General features: G+C 52.4%; 14 protein-coding genes. 5 read left to right on the top strand and 9 right to left on the bottom strand.

All coding sequences use genetic code 11. The features are described 5' to 3' along the window. Positions 1 to 147: 147 nt before the first annotated feature. Positions 148 to 1,143, bottom strand: coding sequence for an ACP S-malonyltransferase (locus tag OLTU_RS12875; protein WP_141733168.1), 996 nt, complete (start codon positions 1,141 to 1,143; stop codon positions 148 to 150). Beyond that, positions 1,140 to 3,416, bottom strand: coding sequence for a thiamine pyrophosphate-dependent enzyme (locus OLTU_RS33350; RefSeq protein ID WP_141733167.1), 2,277 nt, complete (start codon positions 3,414 to 3,416; stop codon positions 1,140 to 1,142). The genes OLTU_RS12875 and OLTU_RS33350 overlap by 4 nt, the downstream gene beginning before the upstream one ends. 140 nt (positions 3,417 to 3,556) lie before the next feature. Here OLTU_RS33350 and OLTU_RS12865 point away from each other — a divergent pair, with 140 nt between their 5' ends. Then, positions 3,557 to 4,726 carry an acyl-CoA dehydrogenase family protein gene (locus tag OLTU_RS12865; RefSeq protein ID WP_141733166.1) on the top strand — a complete coding sequence of 390 codons (1,170 nt, stop codon included), beginning with the start codon at positions 3,557 to 3,559 and terminating at the stop codon, positions 4,724 to 4,726. A 172-nt stretch (positions 4,727 to 4,898) separates the two neighbouring features. On the opposite strand, the gene OLTU_RS32890 is transcribed toward OLTU_RS12865, so the two are convergent. Both OLTU_RS32890 and OLTU_RS12855 read right to left on the bottom strand, forming a co-directional pair. Beyond that, positions 4,899 to 7,154: an isocitrate lyase/phosphoenolpyruvate mutase family protein gene (locus tag OLTU_RS32890; protein WP_141733165.1), complete on the bottom strand. Its 2,256-nt coding sequence runs from the start codon at positions 7,152 to 7,154 to the stop codon at positions 4,899 to 4,901. A 52-nt stretch (positions 7,155 to 7,206) separates the two neighbouring features. Continuing rightward, entirely contained in the window at positions 7,207 to 9,108 is a 1,902-nt protein-coding gene (locus OLTU_RS12855) for an aldolase/citrate lyase/malate synthase family protein (RefSeq protein ID WP_141733164.1), read from the bottom strand. Positions 9,109 to 9,231: 123 nt separating this feature from the next. Here OLTU_RS12855 and OLTU_RS12850 point away from each other — a divergent pair, with 123 nt between their 5' ends. Together OLTU_RS12850 and OLTU_RS12845 are read left to right on the top strand one after the other, a co-directional pair. Then, a complete protein-coding gene (locus OLTU_RS12850) occupies positions 9,232 to 9,963 on the top strand; it encodes an SCE4755 family polysaccharide monooxygenase-like protein (RefSeq protein ID WP_141733163.1) in 732 nt (243 codons plus the stop codon). Between the two features lie 16 nt (positions 9,964 to 9,979). Continuing rightward, positions 9,980 to 10,495: a hypothetical protein gene (locus OLTU_RS12845; protein ID WP_141733162.1), complete on the top strand. Its 516-nt coding sequence runs from the start codon at positions 9,980 to 9,982 to the stop codon at positions 10,493 to 10,495. Positions 10,496 to 10,544: 49 nt separating this feature from the next. Here the strand turns inward: OLTU_RS12845 and OLTU_RS12840 are convergent, their stop codons facing one another. Beyond that, the gene (locus tag OLTU_RS12840; protein WP_141733161.1) at positions 10,545 to 12,242 is read right to left on the bottom strand and encodes a hypothetical protein; all 1,698 of its coding nucleotides are present in this window, start codon (positions 12,240 to 12,242) and stop codon (positions 10,545 to 10,547) included. Between the two features lie 464 nt (positions 12,243 to 12,706). On the opposite strand from OLTU_RS12840, the gene OLTU_RS12835 reads away from it, so the two are divergent. Next, complete coding sequence (locus tag OLTU_RS12835) at positions 12,707 to 13,390, top strand: hypothetical protein (RefSeq protein WP_141733160.1); 684 nt, start codon at positions 12,707 to 12,709, stop codon at positions 13,388 to 13,390. 13 nt (positions 13,391 to 13,403) lie between these two features. Further along, positions 13,404 to 14,222, top strand: a complete 819-nt coding sequence (locus OLTU_RS12830) for a CPBP family intramembrane glutamic endopeptidase (RefSeq protein ID WP_141733159.1) — start codon at positions 13,404 to 13,406, stop codon at positions 14,220 to 14,222. 442 nt (positions 14,223 to 14,664) lie between these two features. Here OLTU_RS12830 and rpsD read toward each other — a convergent pair whose 3' ends face one another. From rpsD to OLTU_RS12810, 4 genes are all read right to left on the bottom strand, one after another. Further along, positions 14,665 to 15,276 (bottom strand): 30S ribosomal protein S4, encoded by a 612-nt coding sequence (rpsD, locus tag OLTU_RS12825; protein ID WP_141733158.1) that lies wholly within the window; start codon positions 15,274 to 15,276, stop codon positions 14,665 to 14,667. Between the two features lie 153 nt (positions 15,277 to 15,429). Further along, entirely contained in the window at positions 15,430 to 16,575 is a 1,146-nt protein-coding gene (locus tag OLTU_RS12820; RefSeq protein ID WP_141733157.1) for an ROK family transcriptional regulator, read from the bottom strand. Positions 16,576 to 16,951: 376 nt separating this feature from the next. Continuing rightward, positions 16,952 to 17,215 (bottom strand): hypothetical protein, encoded by a 264-nt coding sequence (locus tag OLTU_RS12815; RefSeq protein WP_141733156.1) that lies wholly within the window; start codon positions 17,213 to 17,215, stop codon positions 16,952 to 16,954. Between the two features lie 291 nt (positions 17,216 to 17,506). Further along, a complete protein-coding gene (locus OLTU_RS12810) occupies positions 17,507 to 17,737 on the bottom strand; it encodes a hypothetical protein (protein ID WP_141733155.1) in 231 nt (76 codons plus the stop codon). Between the last annotated feature and the right edge of the window lie 110 nt (positions 17,738 to 17,847).

Here is a 17,847-nt window from a genome sequence, read left to right as displayed (position 1 = left end):
TCCGCTGAGTGCATTGAGTAAATTCATATTAACTCCTTCCTCAAAACGTTCAAAATCTCCTTTCCTGGAGTTGCAGGATCAGTACCAAAATTATGAAGCTGGGCCGCAAGGTGTATGTCAATAGAGCCGGCACTGTCCGCATCTCAGCTACGACAGCAGCAAAAGCTCTTTGGATTTCGCCTTGAACGAATCCTTATCGACGACATTCTGCCACTTGTTCTTCACCATAACCTGCCCGATCGCCCCGCCAAGACTCGAGCCCGGCCCCAAAAGCCAAAGTGCGTCTGGCGCGAACTCTTTTAAAGCCACGGTGACGGCAGCGTTAAAATCATACGTAGCATAGACTTGATGCCCCAAAGTGTAATCGTAAAGTTCGTCGACATCCGTAGCATAAGGCTGCCAGATCCTGCCACGCCCGTCGATGAGTGGCAGCTGCGGCCGATTGAAAAAGCGCGCTGGTATCAGTTCCATCGCGCGGCGGGACGTCTCGTACAGAAGCGGGGTATGAAAAGCCGCGTGATTGACCAATTGAAATGGATAGTCCCCGACCTTTGGCAGATTCTTGAGCAAGTACTGAAGGCCCGGCTGGTCGCCCCCGATCACGTAGAAGCCGCCCAGCCAGATCGAAACGTGAGCCTGACCGATACCCTCGCCATTGACTTTTTGAATCAAGGCCTGCACGCGCTGCTCGCGCTCATCGTCGGGCTGCCAGGAGTCGTCCAGCACAGGATAAATGATCTGCCCACCGATGATCTCATGCTTCATCATCGAGCCCATGGTCTGAATGACTTGAAACGCCCCTTCCGAATCGAGAGCGCCGGCAAAAGCCATGGCCAGATACCAACCCATGGAATTGCCCGTGACCGCGACGATCTCATATTCGTCGCGAGGGATCGCCATGAAGTCGAAGTAACTGCAGGCATAAATCAAAGTCGAGGCGTGCTCGCCGCGCGTGTGCAACGACGGCGAGAATTTTTCTTTGGCGTCGAGCTCACTGATCGCCGGCTCACCGATCGCCTGCCTCTGCCGGTCGAGATTCGCTAAAAATTCCTGGCGAGGATGCTTATGCTTTTTCAAATAACCCAGAGTCTCAGTCGTGTAAGAACCGCGCCCGGGCGCGATGACAACGATTCGCTTTTTCATATACCTTTAAGCTCCAAAATGCCCGCCACGATTTCGGCCTTTTTCGGGAGGCCCGCCGCAGCCGCAGGGCCGAGCGGAATAAAGCAGTCGTCGGCCGCGATCACCTTGATTTTCGGGAACCTCGGCTCACCACCCGCCCACGAACTTTCGCCAGCGCCGCTCCAACGCTCGACAAGGCCCGCCACCAGCTGCTCGCTGAAGCTGCCGGTCTTGCGGCACTCTTCAACGATGCAGACGCGCGTGAAATTGCGCGCCAGCGGCATCAGTTTCTCCCAATTCACCGGGGCGATCCAGCGCAAGTCCACGACCGTACATTTCACTTTATATTTTTCGCGCAACTCTTTCTCAGCCTGACGGGAATAAAAATAACCGTTGCCGTAGGTGAGAATCAAAACCTCGTCGTCCGCCGCAACTTTGCCTGGCACCGCCACGCCGTGACTGTAAACCCCGAAGTCACCTACGGCGATCTCTTCTTCGAGCGGGGGGTAAGTGAAGCTCCATTCCTTATCGCCCTCGGCATGAAGATCTTTCGTCATATAGAGCGCGATCGGCTCGATAAAAATCACGACCCTGCCCTCGGTCTCGGCCGTACGCACGCACGCCCGCATCATCTTCACCGCATCGGCGCCGTTCGATGGCACCGCGATGATCAGGCCGGGAATATCGCGAAAAATCGCGAGCGAATTGTCGTTATGAAAGTGGCCGCCGAACCCCTTTTGGTACGCGAGGCCCGCGACCCGAATGATCATCGGGTTCGTGAATTGGCCTTGCGAGAAGAACGCCAAAGTCGAGGCTTCGCCGCGAATCTGATCTTCGGCATTGTGCACGTAAGCCAAAAATTGAATTTCCGGGATCGGCAACAGCCCGTTATGGGCGAATCCGATGGCATTGCCCAAAATCGAAGTTTCATCGAGCATCGAATTGAAAACCCGGCGCGGCCCGAACTTCTTATGCAGACCATCAGTCACGTTATACACGCCGCCCTTTTGCGCGACGTCTTCTCCAAAAATGACACTATTTTTATAGCGTAATAAAATATCGGCCAGGCCGTAGTTGATCAACTTCGCCATATGCTGCGGCATCGAGGGCAGCTTATCGAATTCCTGCCCGAAAACTTTGCGACGAGCGTCGTCCGACGGCATCGGCGGCAAAGCGCGCGGATGCCGATTGGCCGTCAGCGATGCCCGCACCTCTTCGGCCCCCGTGAGTTTCGGGAGATTCACGACGTAATCCGAAATCTTTCGCACCCTTTCGCGAACGCTCTCGTAAAGTGCCAGAATTTCTTCTGCGCTGAGGAGTTTGTTTTCTAAAATAATCCGCGCCGAATGAAGAAGCGGGTCGTTGAATTCCGTGCGTTCGATCTCCTGGAATGTCTTGTAACTCCACTCAGGGTCGGAGCCCGCATGTGCCATCAGGCGCACGACGCTCGTATGCAAGAACACCGGCTTGCGGCGGATGCGCGCATAAGTCTCGGCCTCGCGCGTGACTTTATGCAAATGCAGAAGATTCAAACCATCGGCCCAAAAATACTTCATCTGCGGTCGATTTTCGAAACTGGACTGAATCCAGCCCTCGGGTGTCGGTACCGAAATCCCGATGCCGTTGTCTTCGCATAAAAACACAAGAGGGATCGGAATATTTCGATAAGCCACATGGCTCGCGGTGTTAAACGCCACTTGGGCCGTGGCGTGATTGGCCGAAGCGTCGCCGAAACTGCAAATCACCACGCTGTCGTCAGCCATCACCTGCGAGTATTGCAGATCTCTTGCCCGGCGAATCGAAAGCGCCGCTCCGACGGCTTTCGGTAAGTGCGAAGCGATCGTGCTGGTCTGCGGCGGCACCAGAAGCGGCCTGCTCCCCCAGACTTTATGCCGACCTCCCGCGATCGGCTCATCACTGGCAGCCACGAAACTAAGCAGCCCATCGTAAAGCGGTGTCGATGCGGGAAGCTGCTTGGCCCTCTGCACCATAAGGGCGCCGCTGCGATAGTGCAAAAAGGCCATGTCGTTCAAACGAAAGACCCGACCGAAAACCGCATTGCCTTCATGACCGGAACTGCCGATGGTGTAGAAGCACTTGTTTTCGTTTTTCAGCTCGCGGGCGCGTAAATCGAGCGCCCGACTCATCACCTGCGACTCAAAGAGATCCACCAGCTGCGGACCCGTCAAACCGCTCTCTCCCAAGGTGATGTCGACCCGCGCTTGCGGGAAGGGACCACCCTCTTTCAGTAGACGCCTAAAGTTCTGCTCTATAATTTCTGCACGATTATACATACGGCCTCGATGTCGCTCTTAAGACCTGGACTCAAAAGAATTTTCCAGAGCTTGCCACCAAATTAATAACAAGGCTAGAATCAAAACGTTCAAACTTCAGCCCCAGAAACCGGCAAATTTGTCAGCTAACGAGGATTGCGATGGCAGCTTACACATCTTTAAACTACATGGATTTCGATAGCCTTCTGACCGACGACGAATTGATGGTACGCCAGAGCGTTCGCGATTTCGTGAGCAAGGAGGTCATCCCGGTTCTGCAGGAATGCAATCGCAGCGAAACCTTCCCCAAACAATTGATCCCACGCTTCGCCGAGATGGGCCTATTGGGCACGAACCTTCACGGTTACGGCTGCCCCGGCTTGAACAATGTAGCCTACGGCCTCTCAACGATGGAGCTCGAGCGCGGCGACTCGGGCATTCGGTCGTTCTGCTCGGTTCAAGGCTCACTCGTCATGTACCCAATTCACGCTTATGGCAGTGACCAGCAAAAAGAAAAGTACCTGCCTCGGTTGGCAAAAGGCGAAATGATCGGCTGCTTCGGTTTGACCGAACCCGATGCCGGCTCGAACCCCGGCGGCATGCGCACCAAAGCCGAAAAAGTCAAAGGCGGCTACAAACTGAACGGCAATAAGATGTGGATCACGAACGGCTGCATTTCGGATATCGCGGTCGTCTGGGCGAAACTCGACGGTGAGGTGCGCGGCTTTATCATTGAAAAAGGCACGCCTGGTTTTACGACGTCGACCATGAAAGGCAAATTCTCGCTACGCGTGAGCGTGACGAGCGAACTTCACATGAAAGATTGCGTCGTTCCCGAAGAGAATATGTTGCCGAACGCCGTCGGCTTGAAAGGCCCCCTCAGTTGCCTGACTCAAGCGCGCTACGGCATCGCCTGGGGCGTGCTCGGCGCCGCGAACGCCTGCTATCACCAGGCTCTCGACTACGCGAAAGAACGTATTCTGTTTGACGGCAAACCCTTGGCCGCTTATCAGCTTGCGCAAGCGAAACTCGCGATGATGGCGACTGAAATCACCAAAGCGCAATTGCTGGTTTTGCAACTGGGTCGCATGAAAGACAAAGGCACGATGAAGCCGCATCACGTTTCGATGGCGAAAGGCAACAACTGCAAGATCGCCCTCGATATTGCCCGTGAAGCTCGCGACATGCTGGGCGCAAACGGGATCATCGACGAATATCCGGTGATTCGCCATATGATGAACCTTGAAACCGTGAAGACCTACGAAGGCACGGAAGACGTGCATCGTCTGGTCGTCGGCCAGGAGATCACCGGCATCGCGGCGTTTCGCTAAAAGTCTCCAGGGCGGAAGGCTGAGCGCTTGAAAAATTCGGCCCAGACTTCCGGCCAGGTACCTTTATTCGATGAGTCCACGCCGATCTTCTTGATGAACCCTTCACCCGGCGTGGAGGCTGAACCCAGCCAAGCCCAAACACTGGACTTCTCTAAAGCACGATCTATGTTGCCTAGCTGCGAGCCAGCATCGCTTGGATTTCGGCATCGCCTTCGAGCAATTTTTTCTGGAAGGCTTTGTTGACATTGGCAACGATGATATCGCCGACTTCACTTTTCACCTCGCTGAAAAATCCGAGCTTCTTCATACCTTCAACCGCCCGATGGTTGTCTTCGGTCGGGGCCAGGTAATGAATGGAATCAGATTTATAGCGATGCACTAAAAAACTCTGCATCAGCGTCATCAGACGTTTTTTGCGATATTCAACTTTTATCGTCGACTGATTGCGAATCGAAAGAATATTACGACCCTGGCGATCCTGGATGCCGGTGAAAATCACGCTAGCGATTTTCTCTTCTTTTTGATCACCGACGCTCAGCTCGAGTAAGTCGGAGGACCCCGTGACAGGGCGCAGCCGGGCATGCAGCTGGTCCGTAATCTTATGATACGTGAGCCAGCAGGCCAACCAGCGGTCCAAAGTCTTGATTGGGAACTCGGTCGGCATCAGATGCTGGGTTTGAGTCGAACCCTTGCCCATGGCCCGGGTGGTGGATGTATTGCCCGAACTGGCCGTAAGAGCAGCATCAAAGCGATTGCCACCCACCCAGGATTGCGGTGTTTTGTAGGGAGAATCAATCAGGCGGAGCCGACGCTGCAGAGTCGCCAAGGCCAACATCCCGTCTTGCTGCAATGCCAGAGCAAATTCTTCGGAAGCCAAGCCATCAATCTGGTGTCCTCCATAGGTAATGAAGTTGAAGACAAAGCCCATTTTGCCAAGTTCGATGGGAAAAGCTTTCATCTGCTCATCGCTCATGCCGGTGGTATCCCAGTTGAACGATGGTGAGAGATTGTAGGCCAGCATTGCATTGGGAAATTCCTGGTGAATCGCTTCAGCAAATTCCTTGGCATCTTTCAAATCTGCAGTTTTGGTTTCCATCCAGATGAGGTCCGTATAAGGAGCGACGGCGAGCGAACGGGCAATCGCATACTCAATGGAACCCTTAACCTGATAATAACCATCCGGGGTACGAACCTTTTCCGGATCCCAGGATACATCGACACCAAGGCTCAAGGCTTTCTTCCTGGCTTCATCCAGTGGAGCTTTTTTGGCGAATTTGAGCCAATCAGCTGGGTCGATGGCGGATTGCATGCCTTCTTCAAGGCGTGTTTTGAGAACCTCAAAGACCGCTTGTCCAAATGTTTTTACGTTCGCGTGATTTTCCCAGGTCTCGGCGAAAGCACCGATGGCATCATCGAGAATGCTCTCGACATGGGCTTTCTTGTCTGATTTGCCTTTGGCGATTTTTTCCTGCAGCATAGTCGCTATGCCGGTATCCTTGAAAAAACTCTCAGCTTCTTCAAAGCGATGGGCCGCGAGATTATAGATGAGATGGCCGTTGACGTCCTCGAATCCTTGCTCATGAAAGGTCTTCAAGATATAGAGATAGCATATTTTAAAGGCTGGAGTGTCGGGATTAGTCGAACCTAAGACAAAAGGATGATCACGCTCGTCAGCGATGCTTTCCAGGAGAGTAGCCGACTCCGCATCGGTCCGCGCGACGATGATGCCGGGCACTTCCATTAAATCGAGTTGGAAACGCGCAGTATTGAGCCGCTTAATCTGCTCATCCACGGTCACTAAAACTTTGCCACCCTGGTGACCGCATTTTTTTGCTCCGGGTTTTTGGTCTTCAATATGATAGCCTGGCACTCCCGCTTCTACAAAACGCTTGATCAAGTTACGCACGTGTGCGTCACCACCATGCCCGGTATCGGCGTCGGCGATGATGAAAGGGCGATAATCATAGACCGGAGTATTCTTCGCCTGCTCGTCGCTCATGCGTGCGCGGGTAAAATATTGATTCCTGTCGGCAGCGACGAGCGCCCGGACTATGGCAGCGGCCTCATCAGGAACGCGACTGAGGGGATAGGATGCGAGGTCAGCACCTGGATCTTCATCAGCGGATCCTTTTGCCGATGTCGCCCAGCCTCCCAAATAAATACCTTTGATGCCCTGACGTTTGATCATCACGGCCTGACCAGGAGAGTAAGGTCCAAAGGTTGTGATCGATTCGCCTTTTTTATAAGAAGCACGAAGAAAGTCGTGGAATTCCTCGGCAGCTTTTTTGGCAATAGAGTATTCACGACGGATCGTGCCGCGCTGCTCGACAACCTGCCGAGGGGAGTAAAAGCGCGTGATACCTGCAAACCTTTCGCTTCTAAACCACTTTCTGGTGCGTTCGATTTCTTCGTAGAATTCTTTTTCCATACATTTCTATCCTTATCCTGGAGTTGATTGGTGGCAGCCTTAGGTACGAAGTCTAGACTTTATGAAAATCGACGTTCCGAGTGATCCTGGTATTGCTCTGATCCAATTCATTGAAATACAGCTGGATTCTTTTTTTCGCTTCCTCCAGATCATGGTTACCGATATTCAGATTGAGCAAATCAACATACCAGGGGGCTTTGATGGGCGAGAGGACCAGGGCCTGCATGATCTCGCGGACGATAGGCAGCGTTTTTGTTTTGGAGTCCTCATGCACGTCTTTGGGGTTGGCTTTGAGGAGCTTATCGTATTCTTCGGTCAAGAGTTTCTTCCAAAGCTCCTGGCTGAAAGTATCGCCTTTACGGGCGCCACTGCGCTTATCATCCTCGGTGAGCCTGGCGCCCTTGTGCAGCCACTCCCAAAGAATGCTGGCGCGAATCTCTCCTGTGGCCATATCTTCCATCAGATAAAGCACGCTGGCATCACCGAAATAATCGGCCGCTTTTAAGGCCGCCGCTTGATGGCCGGTGAGGAAAGCGTTGCCATATTGTAGGGCGATACTGAGCAGACCGCGAGCACCATTAACGGTTCGCGGGGCGGGCTCCAAGGCTGTGAGTCGGGCGGCGTCCTCAGCACCATAGCCGAGACGTGGAAACGAGCGCCCCAATTGGTTATCTTTGCCAACTTTCTGCCAAACTTCACGGGCGATATGCACCATTTTCCAATGGGCGACCCACTTGCCGCTCGCACCCGCATCGTGCTCGCGTTGAGCCCCCGCGACAGCCCGGACCATAGCGTTTTTAACCGCCGATTCCGTGCCGACGGGAATATTGGGCTCCATACCACCTTGCCAAAGCGCGCAATGTCCTTCGATGTCCGGTGTGTTCACACAACGTCGGACACGATCTTCATATTCCCGCATATAGCTATAGGTCATGGTGATAGCTTCGATATTGGGATTAACAAAATTTTGATCCCAGGCCATGGCATCGGCCACGCTATTGATGTAATCCCAGCGTCCGGTATTAAAGCCCACAAAGTGTGGTCCGAGTGCGGCGCGTATTTCCATCAATTGAAAGGCTGCTTCCAATTGCTCGACCAGGACATAAACTTTGAGTGCACCGCGCTTCAGCTTGAGATGATCCTCCAGTGCATTGAGAATTTTATTCCAGTAGGCCGCTTCCGCGGCTCTTTGAATTTTTGGCAGATAGAGGACGATGGAACGATTCTGCTGCTGGAGGTTGGCATAATTGTTCACGACATAGAGACAAAGGTCGACCAAGGAAGCACCGACTTCCGAACCGTCACCCCATGTGAAATGCCGATCGTCGAGATGCAGGCCGCGTGGACGAAAGATCCTTGTGGTATAATCCAATTGCGTCTGCCAGTCCTGGATGATATCGCGAGCAAAAAAACCTTGAGCCCAGCGATTCATTTCCTGTGCGACATCCGCAGCCACCTTCATGAAAAGTGGATCTTTAGCGATAGCCAATTTTAAATTGCGTTGATTATCGAGGGACATGGTTTCGATCTGTCCCAAGGCGTCCTCTCCATCAAACATCCAGCCATCTGCGCCTGACAGCAGTGCATAAGCCACATTTCTTAAGCTCGATTGCAGATCAGCATGGGGTTTCGTAGCTGGGCCGGTGCCTTGAATCCACTGCCGCTTCAAGTCATGGGGAATGGCTGAACCCACAAATTTCCCAACCCGAGCATCTTGGACTTTTATCTTGGTGCCTTCAATCACATCGTTGGGATCGAGAAAGCCTAGGCTTTTGCGTTGGGTAAAACGTTCTCGTCTTCTTTCGAGACGTTGTTCCATCAGCAGTTTCCGACCTACATCGAGTGGATAAAGGGATTGGATAGCGCCAAGAGCTTCGGGGCTGATGATGAAGTGATACTCCTGATCGAGCTTCGAGCGGATAATCAAGGAAGCGGCTGGTTTTCCATGGCTCATGTCGATAACCCCTTTTTAGGAGGAAAATTTGTTCTAAGGTAGCAAAACTTTTACTCTGTCGCCACATTTTCGCAGACTTGGCGCTTTTTTGTCCGATTCGCACGGATATTTGAGTCGACCCTCATGAGTCGCCCCAGGAAATCCTCCTCCGGCAGGGTTATCAAATTTCAAGGTTTCAGTGGGGAGCAAGCCTGGGCGCAGGTCGAACCTTCTGGAAAGATTCATCAGTGTTATCCGCTGGATAAATTTTTTACTTTTGATTTCCATGAAACTGACCGAAGAGGAATCGGTGCCTTTTCAATTCGAACACCGGGGGGATTGCCTTTGAACTATAAGCCATGGCTTGCCGTATTTGCAAGCGCGAACCTTTTGTTACCATCATTGAGCTTCGGACACGCCCGCCTCAGTGTAACAGCCGCTGGCAACACGATTCCTCGACTCATTCCGCGAAATTCCAGTGATGGCAATAAAGGCGACGCTGCATCGCCATGTGGTCCCGCTATCACCCGGAGCGCGAATCCAGTCGTTCTCGTCGTTGGTGAAACGGTGACAGCGGAATTCGAGGAGACCATTGGCCATGTTGGAACATTTCAGCTGAATTTTTCTCAAACAGGCCAGGTGAATTTTACTACTCTGGCACCCGCTCAAACTGATGACAATACGGCCGTAGGGGCTGTCCCCAATAAAGGTCAGTTCCAGTTTACGGTTCCCAATACCCCATGCACCGATTGCACGATCCAGTTTGTGCAGGATATGGGCGGGACCCTGCATTATAAGTCATGCGTCGACGTCATCATCACACCTGCTAACGCTCCAGCTCCAGCTCAGCCAAGCGGCTTTGCTGTAACAAAATAAGAAGGGAGCGCAGAAAATGAATTTAACTAAAACTGCAGTCGGCCTTTCTTTGACGCTATTTATGGCTGCCCTGGTTCACGCCTGCCAGCCCGAAGGGATTCAAGACAGCCGGGGTGCGGCCACAGGCGCGACTGCACCGCAAGCCAGTAAAGCAGACGATGCAGCACCTGAAGACAAGAAACCTGGCGCGCCAGCAACCAACACGGGTAACACTCCCGCGGCACCTGCCGCAAACTATACAATGACCTGGGATGTTTCTGCTGATGCCGCTATAGTCTCTTACAAGGTATTTGTTGTGCCTCCCGATCGAAACCCACGATTTCCGGGAAAGTTGGATGTTCCCGTTCAAATAAAGAACTACCCTATCGCTGACCTGCAAAAGAATGGCGAAAAATATTCCGTGGTCGTCAGCAGTGACGAGATCAAGGCAGCTTTAGGTTCCACGGTCACAACGCCGATATCCTACTGCTTTACAATTGTTGCGGTCAATGCGGTGGGAAATTCCAGCCACTCGCCAGTCATTTGTCCCTAGTCCGGATTGAATTCGAAATTTCATCAAGCGGCATTCCAGTGCCGCTTTTTTATTTTGAGATGTTTTTAAGGTCTTGCAATAAATCCTGTCGTTCTTTTTCGCTCAATTGGTGGCGTGCAAAATGAGGAGGCATTTGCTTGTTCTGAAGTCTAAATTGAATAAGATCCGCCCTTTTTTTGATATTTTCCAGCACCTGGGCTTCGTTTTCGCCTGCCAAGAATGGTGGGGGTAAATCCTGGTAAAGATGGCATTCACTGCAGAATTTAAGAAAGGACTGCAGTCTTTGATCTTTAATGGAAGAAGGATCGAGGAAAATTTTCTTCTCTATCTCTTTCTTTGCGGCCAAGGCAAGGTTTGTTTGACAGCAGAGGCTCGCCGCGTATTGAGTTCCTAATTTTTTATCAAGTGCCTGGAGAATGCTCTCTCTCGAAAGCGGATCATTCTGCGTCAAGGGCAAGGCGTCAATAGCCTTTGCGAAGCGAAGCCATTTGTCTTTTGGAAAACAATTCAGTTGCATGTGTTGCTTGCTGTCTCCTTTTGAATTCAAACTCTGAAGAAGATCAGCTGGATCCGGTAGACAAGTTCTGGCGGTGTCCCTTTGCGGTGCCGAACGCGGCTCGGGTTTCCCACCGAGCAAGGAGCGAAAGTGATCGAAGTCTTTCTCTGTAAAAAAGCTTTGCCCCATGCCTTTTACAAGAATGTGGAATTTGTAGAACTGAAGTCCCAAGGGATCGCTTTTGGAAGGCATGATGATTTTCATACGCTCGCGGGGCAGACTGGGATCCATTTCTGGAGGCATATGATAGGACAGCTGTCCTTTGACTACGGGATTATGATCGGGCAACTTTTCAGAGGCCAAATCGATCGTGCCATCACCCAACACCGAGACAAAGCCACGTAGTAATTCGAGGTCGGGTTCCAATGAGAGCTTGTCGTATAGATTTGTGACAAGCATCCACCGAATGAGTTTCTTCTTACATTCAAGCTTATGCCTGGTCAAAGAGCAGATATCCTGCCAGGCTTTTTGATAACCAACCAATAAGGCTCCGAACCGAACCATATCTTCAAAATTCTCTGGCCTTGGAAGAAGTTCGTATTTCGATGAGGGGTCATCACGAGTGAGAGGGATTCCAAAGTATTCTTTGCTGCCAATAGCAGCTATGGACAATTTCTGCAGCTCCGAATTAAACGCTGTTGTTTCAAGCCACTCGCCTCCGGCAAAGATGGGAGTGCCTCCCTGATGGCAACGCAGGCAGAGCGAACGAGGCACGTAACGGGCTTGAGCTTTTCCACCTGGATAAAAGTTATCGACAATTTGGAACTCATAACGACCCATCATGGGGTTGAAGCTGATAACTTCCAGTTTTTTGGTTGCTTCCACATAAGCGATAAAGAGCCGCCCCCGAAAGTGGGTGTTCATGCTCTTGCTGAGTTCACTGGTTGCGACCAAAACCCGAGGAAACTTGAGGGACTGGGGGTAGGCAGCCATCTTTTGCAGGGATCGCCCGAAGGGAACGACAGACGTAAAAAAGGAGGAGTGTTGGTTAAGCTTCTTGAGCAAGGCCTCAAAGGGGTGAGGTTTTTGAGGCAAAGGCTTGCCATCATAGTTTGTTCCTATGATATTTTGCATATGGTCAAAGAAGGAAGCTCCTTCGACAGGTATATCCTGGGCATGAACTTGTGAAGAATTAAAAAGATGAGTGGCCAGTAGTAGGCCCATTATCGCTTTTTGGAGCGCTTTTGTCATTATTCAGACCTTGGATGAGATGCAACAGACTACTTTGGCTTTTCCATCTTAACGCTTTTGCTGTGGGAACGAGAAGCCGTGGGCACAATCTGCTAATAATCGGGGTCATCCTCGTTATGATGATAAATCGGCTGATTAAACCAAACATAAATAGAAACTTACGTCACATGCGGGCTTCGGCGCTCTTAATGGGTCAACATCTCTGGTGGGGCCGCTCGTCAACTTTTCGCTCCTTTATCGAAGTGCGCAACGCTTTCTGCTCCCGCCCACGCGCACGGTCTCTGCGTCGACGCTACGACCCAACCTGGTAAGGCCCTGAACTGAGTTAAGTTTATTTAACCCGTCTGAGAACGAAGAAGTTACCCATCTGCCACGCGGGCGCTTTTTCGGTCACTCTTCGAGGGTTATAAGAGCCCGCAAACTTTGCCTTGCAATACTTCCAATAAACACACAATGAGGTATTAATGAGAAAGTTAATCTTTGTGTCAGCTTTGTCAATGTCAATTGGTTCTGTCGCCATCGCTCATGAGGAAGAGCATATGGAAGTCACGGCACCGAACGAGTGCTGCACCACTCCATTGCCGGGAGGACTTGGTATGCTTGCCGGCTGGGTGGGCGCATCGGGTCCTAGTGGCGCAGCCTCGCTGAAAGAGGCTGCACTCAAAGCCGCTATCACAAAAGCGGCGAAGCAAAAAAGTAAGAAAGAAGAAAAGAAAGAGGCCGAAAAAAACGAGTACGACAAGGCGACTGATGGCAAGTCCAACAACGACTCCCTTTACCGCGAGCTCGGTCTAACGTTCCGACAGTTGTTCGATAACGGTGGTCGACTCAAGGTTAAACAAACGGTAGAACATCCGGATGGCCGGAAGGAAACGCTGGAAATTGAAGATTGCGTTCCGTCAGGCCCTCTAAATCCGAAAGAGTTGAATTGTACAATGCAAAAATTCGAACTCTTTACGGACCCGACGGATGGCGTAGAGCGGTGGGCGCTGACGTTAGCGGTGGTCGAACCTGCCTACAATCCGAAGCACTACGACGCAAACGCAAGAGGTTGGTATCCAAAGGTGATCGACGACCAAACTTTCACCATTGTTTTCGAAACCGAGGCCGACTTGTTCTACCAACTAGACAGAATTGACGGAAGATAAGTAGGGAGCCGAAATGCGGTACGCGTGCGTTGTCACCGGAACGATGGCGCTGATAGCAGTCGTTCTTTTCACTCGATTTAAACTGGGGTGGGTCGACGGGGTTGGCGCCCAGCTGGCGGAGCTTTGTCTCTGGGCCGTGGCGGCACTCGCATTGTCGAAGACGCTGCTACAAAATAGAGTTGGTGGCACGCGACCGCTTTTCAGATTTCGCGAGCTCGTTATAACCATCAGTATAGTATTCACTACCATCTGCGCGAATGTCGGCATTCAATCGGCGCAGGTGCAGATTTTCGGGAAAACGTACAGAGCCTCCTATGCAGATCCTGTGCCGCAACCCAGGGCGGCGGAGGTCCCGTCCCCACGGACTGTCCCCGAGAAACTCGCAGAGATGGCAGCTTCCGTTTCAGCGGAAGAGGTTTCCTCTCGATGGATAATACTCGGAGCGTTGCTAATGCTGATGTCTCCCGGGTGGGCGCTTCTCCTCTCGAGTCTGCTCTTCGCGATGCAACATGCAATCGTTCCAATCCTTGGTGGCGTGCCCGAGGTTGGCCTCTTCCACCTCGCACCGACATTTGCCATCGGCATCGGATGCGGGATCGCGTTCCTGAGAAGTGGTCTCACCGCGGCGATCCTGGTCCACTTTCTAGTGAATATGGTTGGATTGTTCGCGGACAACAACACACAAATTGCAGACACGGTCATCTTCGGCTCAGCCTTCGTCGCACTGGTCGTGCTCCCGCCGACGCTGTGGCTCACGAGAAAACCGAACGCCTATTCTCACAACCGCGACCACGCGCTGATCAGCGCAGCTGCAGGGGGCAAAGGTCTTTAGATTAACCCCAGACTAAACCGCTGGGTGCATTTCATTCTCCTTTACCGTTATAAGCCTGCCGTTAATAAGCTCAATCTCGAAAATAATGGGTTTGGTGAAAGAGTCGATACTTCGGATAATTCCAACTTGCTGAATGCCGACATTCCCGGTCGTCGAGACAAAAATATCCCCTGACTGAAATCCCGTATCGAGAATCCGGGTCCTGGCGCGACGGGCGGCCTGAATAGGGGATTCCTCTCCATTATCTTAAAGTGCGCAGGATACGACGATCGGTGTCGGAATTTGTATGTGGAGACGATCAATATACATTCACAGCGCCTCTCCCAAATGTACCAAGGGCCCCAAAGGGCCCGCCGCTATCATTCCGGGCGAAGCCCAGCCCAACAAAAACCCCGAACAGCTTCCGCCATTCGGGGTTTTTGTATCGAAACAATCGCAGGGATTATTTCGAGTAAAATTCGATCACCTGACCAATCTCAATCGGGAAAGGCACAGAATCACGATTCGGCAGACTCACCACGGTGGCGTCCTTGTTGCCTTCATCAAACCCGATCCACTCAGGGCGGACCAGAGCGAGTTGCTCCAGGGAAGCCTGAACGTGATTGAACTTGGCAGCCTTCTCATGAAGGCTCACTTTGTGGCCTTTCTTCATCAGGAAGGAAGGCTTGTTCACGCGCTTGCCATCAACTTTGATATGGCCGTGAACGATCAGCTGACGGGCAGCTGGGATGGTCGATGCAAAACCAGCACGGAAGACGAAGTTGTCCAGGCGACGCTCAAGGAACTGAAGGAGGTTTTCGCCAGGATTACCGCGCATCTGGAAGCTCATGTCCACGAAACGACGAAGTTGTTTTTCGCCGAGGCCGTAGTTGAAGCGCAGTTTTTGCTTTTCACGCAGCTGGGTACCGTAAACGCTCACCTTCTTGCGATGGCGGCCTTGGTGCATTCCAGGGGGATAAGCTTTACGCTCGTCCCACTTCTTACGGGACAGACCAGGCAATTGTACGCCCAGTGAGCGCATGATTTTTAAACGGGGGCCTTTAAAACGAGCCATTCTAACCTCAAAAATACATCGGTTTCTCGTCAACGGTGGCGAGAATTACACGATTTGACGCCCAGGATCAATGAAAATATAGGCTTGGCAAGCTTTTGCAGGCGGGAAGAGGCGGCTGCTACGCCGCCATGACACGAGGAAAGGACGCTCTTATCAATCCAGGGTAAGGAAAGGATCCTCTCCGCTATAATCGCGCGCCCGGCCCCTGTTTGTTTTGGCAGGGAAGAGGCTCAGATCCTCCAGCATGCGCTCCAAAACCCGGGTGCCGCCACCGAGCGCGACCTGCTGGTCCCCGCGGAAGCTGGGCACGAGCCACTCATTCACGGGCACCGCACCGGCCTGCCCATGGATGGCCTCAAGCTGCGCGACCAGCGTTTTAAGGCGCGAGGTCTGGCTGCGCCACAGACCGCCGATCACCATGCGGTCGAGTTGCAAAAGTGTCTGCGCATTGTAGAGCGTTAACGCCAGAGGCTCAGCCGCCGCGTTGATCCATTCTTCCGCGCTGACATCACCGGCCGCGGCCGCTTCAAAGATCTCACTCAATTTACGCGGCCGGGCTGCCTTTTCACCGATGCGTTCATGCAGGCTTTGAATTTTCGCTTCAGTCTCGTGAAGGAGTTTGCCCAGCTGTCCGCTGACACCGTAACTCTTCTGTTCATCGCGAATCAGCAGGCCAAATCCCAGGGTTTCACTCAGCTGAAAATAACCCACATGCCGCGGCTCGGATTCCTGATTCCACCAGAGTTCCGCCAGCGCCCCGAAGTGAGCGTCCGAATCCAAATAAACCGGTATCGTGAGTCGCTCCCGCAGCAGGTTTTCCCAGCTGGCAAATTCCATCTCCTGGACAGTCGGATGAGCGAGCGCCACACCAATCAAGGGCATGTTCTCACGGAATGCCTGCGCCGCCGCCTCCTCGATCATCGTGTGCACAAGCGCCAGGGCCTCGGCAGGTTGTTCCAGAACCTTACAGGGCTGGGTCGCCCAACGCCGCACAACGCCGTTCAAATTGAGAGTGGCGGCCGAGACGGAATGGGCACTGATCTGAAACCCAATTATCGAAAACGCATCCTCCTGAAAGGCCAGCATCATGGGCCGGCGGCCACCATTGGAGGGGCCGATGCCGGTCTCGGTCACAAGACCCCGCTCCAGGAGTTCTGTAACGATGGCGGAAACAGTCGAGCGGCTCATCCGGGTGATGCGCGAGATTTCAGCTCGTGAGATCCGATGATGTTTCCAAATGAGCTTAAGCAGAATGCTGCAGTTCATGGCCCGCATGTGGGCCGCATCGACTGTTTCCATACCTTCTCCTGCGAAATCGAGTTATCCCTCAAATACCTTGATGCATATGGCTTTGAGCCCGGTGTAGTTGGGCGTTACCCGGAAAGATTCAACCTTGTAATCCAGGACAGACGGTATTTACAAGTCAATAAAGCCGTAGTCTGAACGTAGTGTAATCGCAGGGAAAATCATTAGCGGCAAACCTTACCGGCGGTAAAATTCGCGGTTGAAATTCGTGGGTTCGTCTGATAATTGCCCTAACCCCGGCATGTGCAAATGCAAATCGGGATGTGCCGGCGTCGGAGCCGTCGTGGGACCATGTCTTGCGGGAGAAAAAACGAAAGAAGGGAGGGAGCCCCAGCCCTGAAACCAGGGCCGGACGCCGTTGAGAGAGCCATTAATCCGCAGCGCGGAGCTCACCTGTGATCTGGTTGATGTCGTCCTTCAGATCCGGACGCGACCGTAAAAGACGCTCGGCAAAGGGATCGAGCATTCCATCCACCCAGGCCAGCTCCAGCAGCTCAGGGAGATCGATCCGACGAACTTTAGCCACGGTTTTTTGCATGCGACCGATCAATTTGCGAAAGTACTGCTCGCTGAAGGAATCAGACGATTCCACAGCCTGATTTTCGGTCTCTGCGTTTACTACTTGCGTTGTCATACTTCCCCACTCCAGTCAGCCAACAGGCGGCCAGGGGCCTTACCTTATTCAAAAACCTCAGCTTTTCCAGCTGGCATCTATATTCAGAAGACTTAACGATGACAAGCAAAAAATTATCCTGCGCACAATGCGGTCAAGCATTTTTTTCCGCTGCGATTTTCAGAGGCTGGAAGATTTCCTGAAGTTTGAAAAGAAAGATTTCGGAAGATAAGAGGGGGGGACAGGGACTGAGGGCGTGCTCACACTTGACTCCAGTTTCCCCGAGACAAATGAGCGCACACCCCAGGTGCATTAAGGAGTCTTGCCAGCTTCAGGAGCAGGAGTTTCGGCAGGAGCAGGGGTTGCCTCTTCCTGTTGTTCGTAAGAAGGAACTTCCTCAGCAGGAACTGGGGTTTCTTCTTTTACAGGGAACTCTTCTTGAGTCTTCGTAGCGTCCTGGGATTTCTCTTCAGTGCTGGAAGAACCGCATTTGCCGGCCATTGCAATAGCCGAAAGGCCAAGAACAACGAGAAGCTTTTTCATACGTGAGACTACCTCTTAATAGTGAACAGCGAGTTTAACCTCGCTTTGGGTAACCATACAACCTTTGCTCGCTGCAGACCGAATCAAAATTGGGCCCTGGTCCGCCGCTT

It is taken from the genome of Oligoflexus tunisiensis (assembly GCF_001748245.1).
Lineage (GTDB): Bacteria > Bdellovibrionota_B > Oligoflexia > Oligoflexales > Oligoflexaceae > Oligoflexus > Oligoflexus tunisiensis.
The sequence above is the reverse complement of the archived record's forward strand: the minus strand, read 5'-3'. Positions and strand labels throughout refer to the sequence as shown.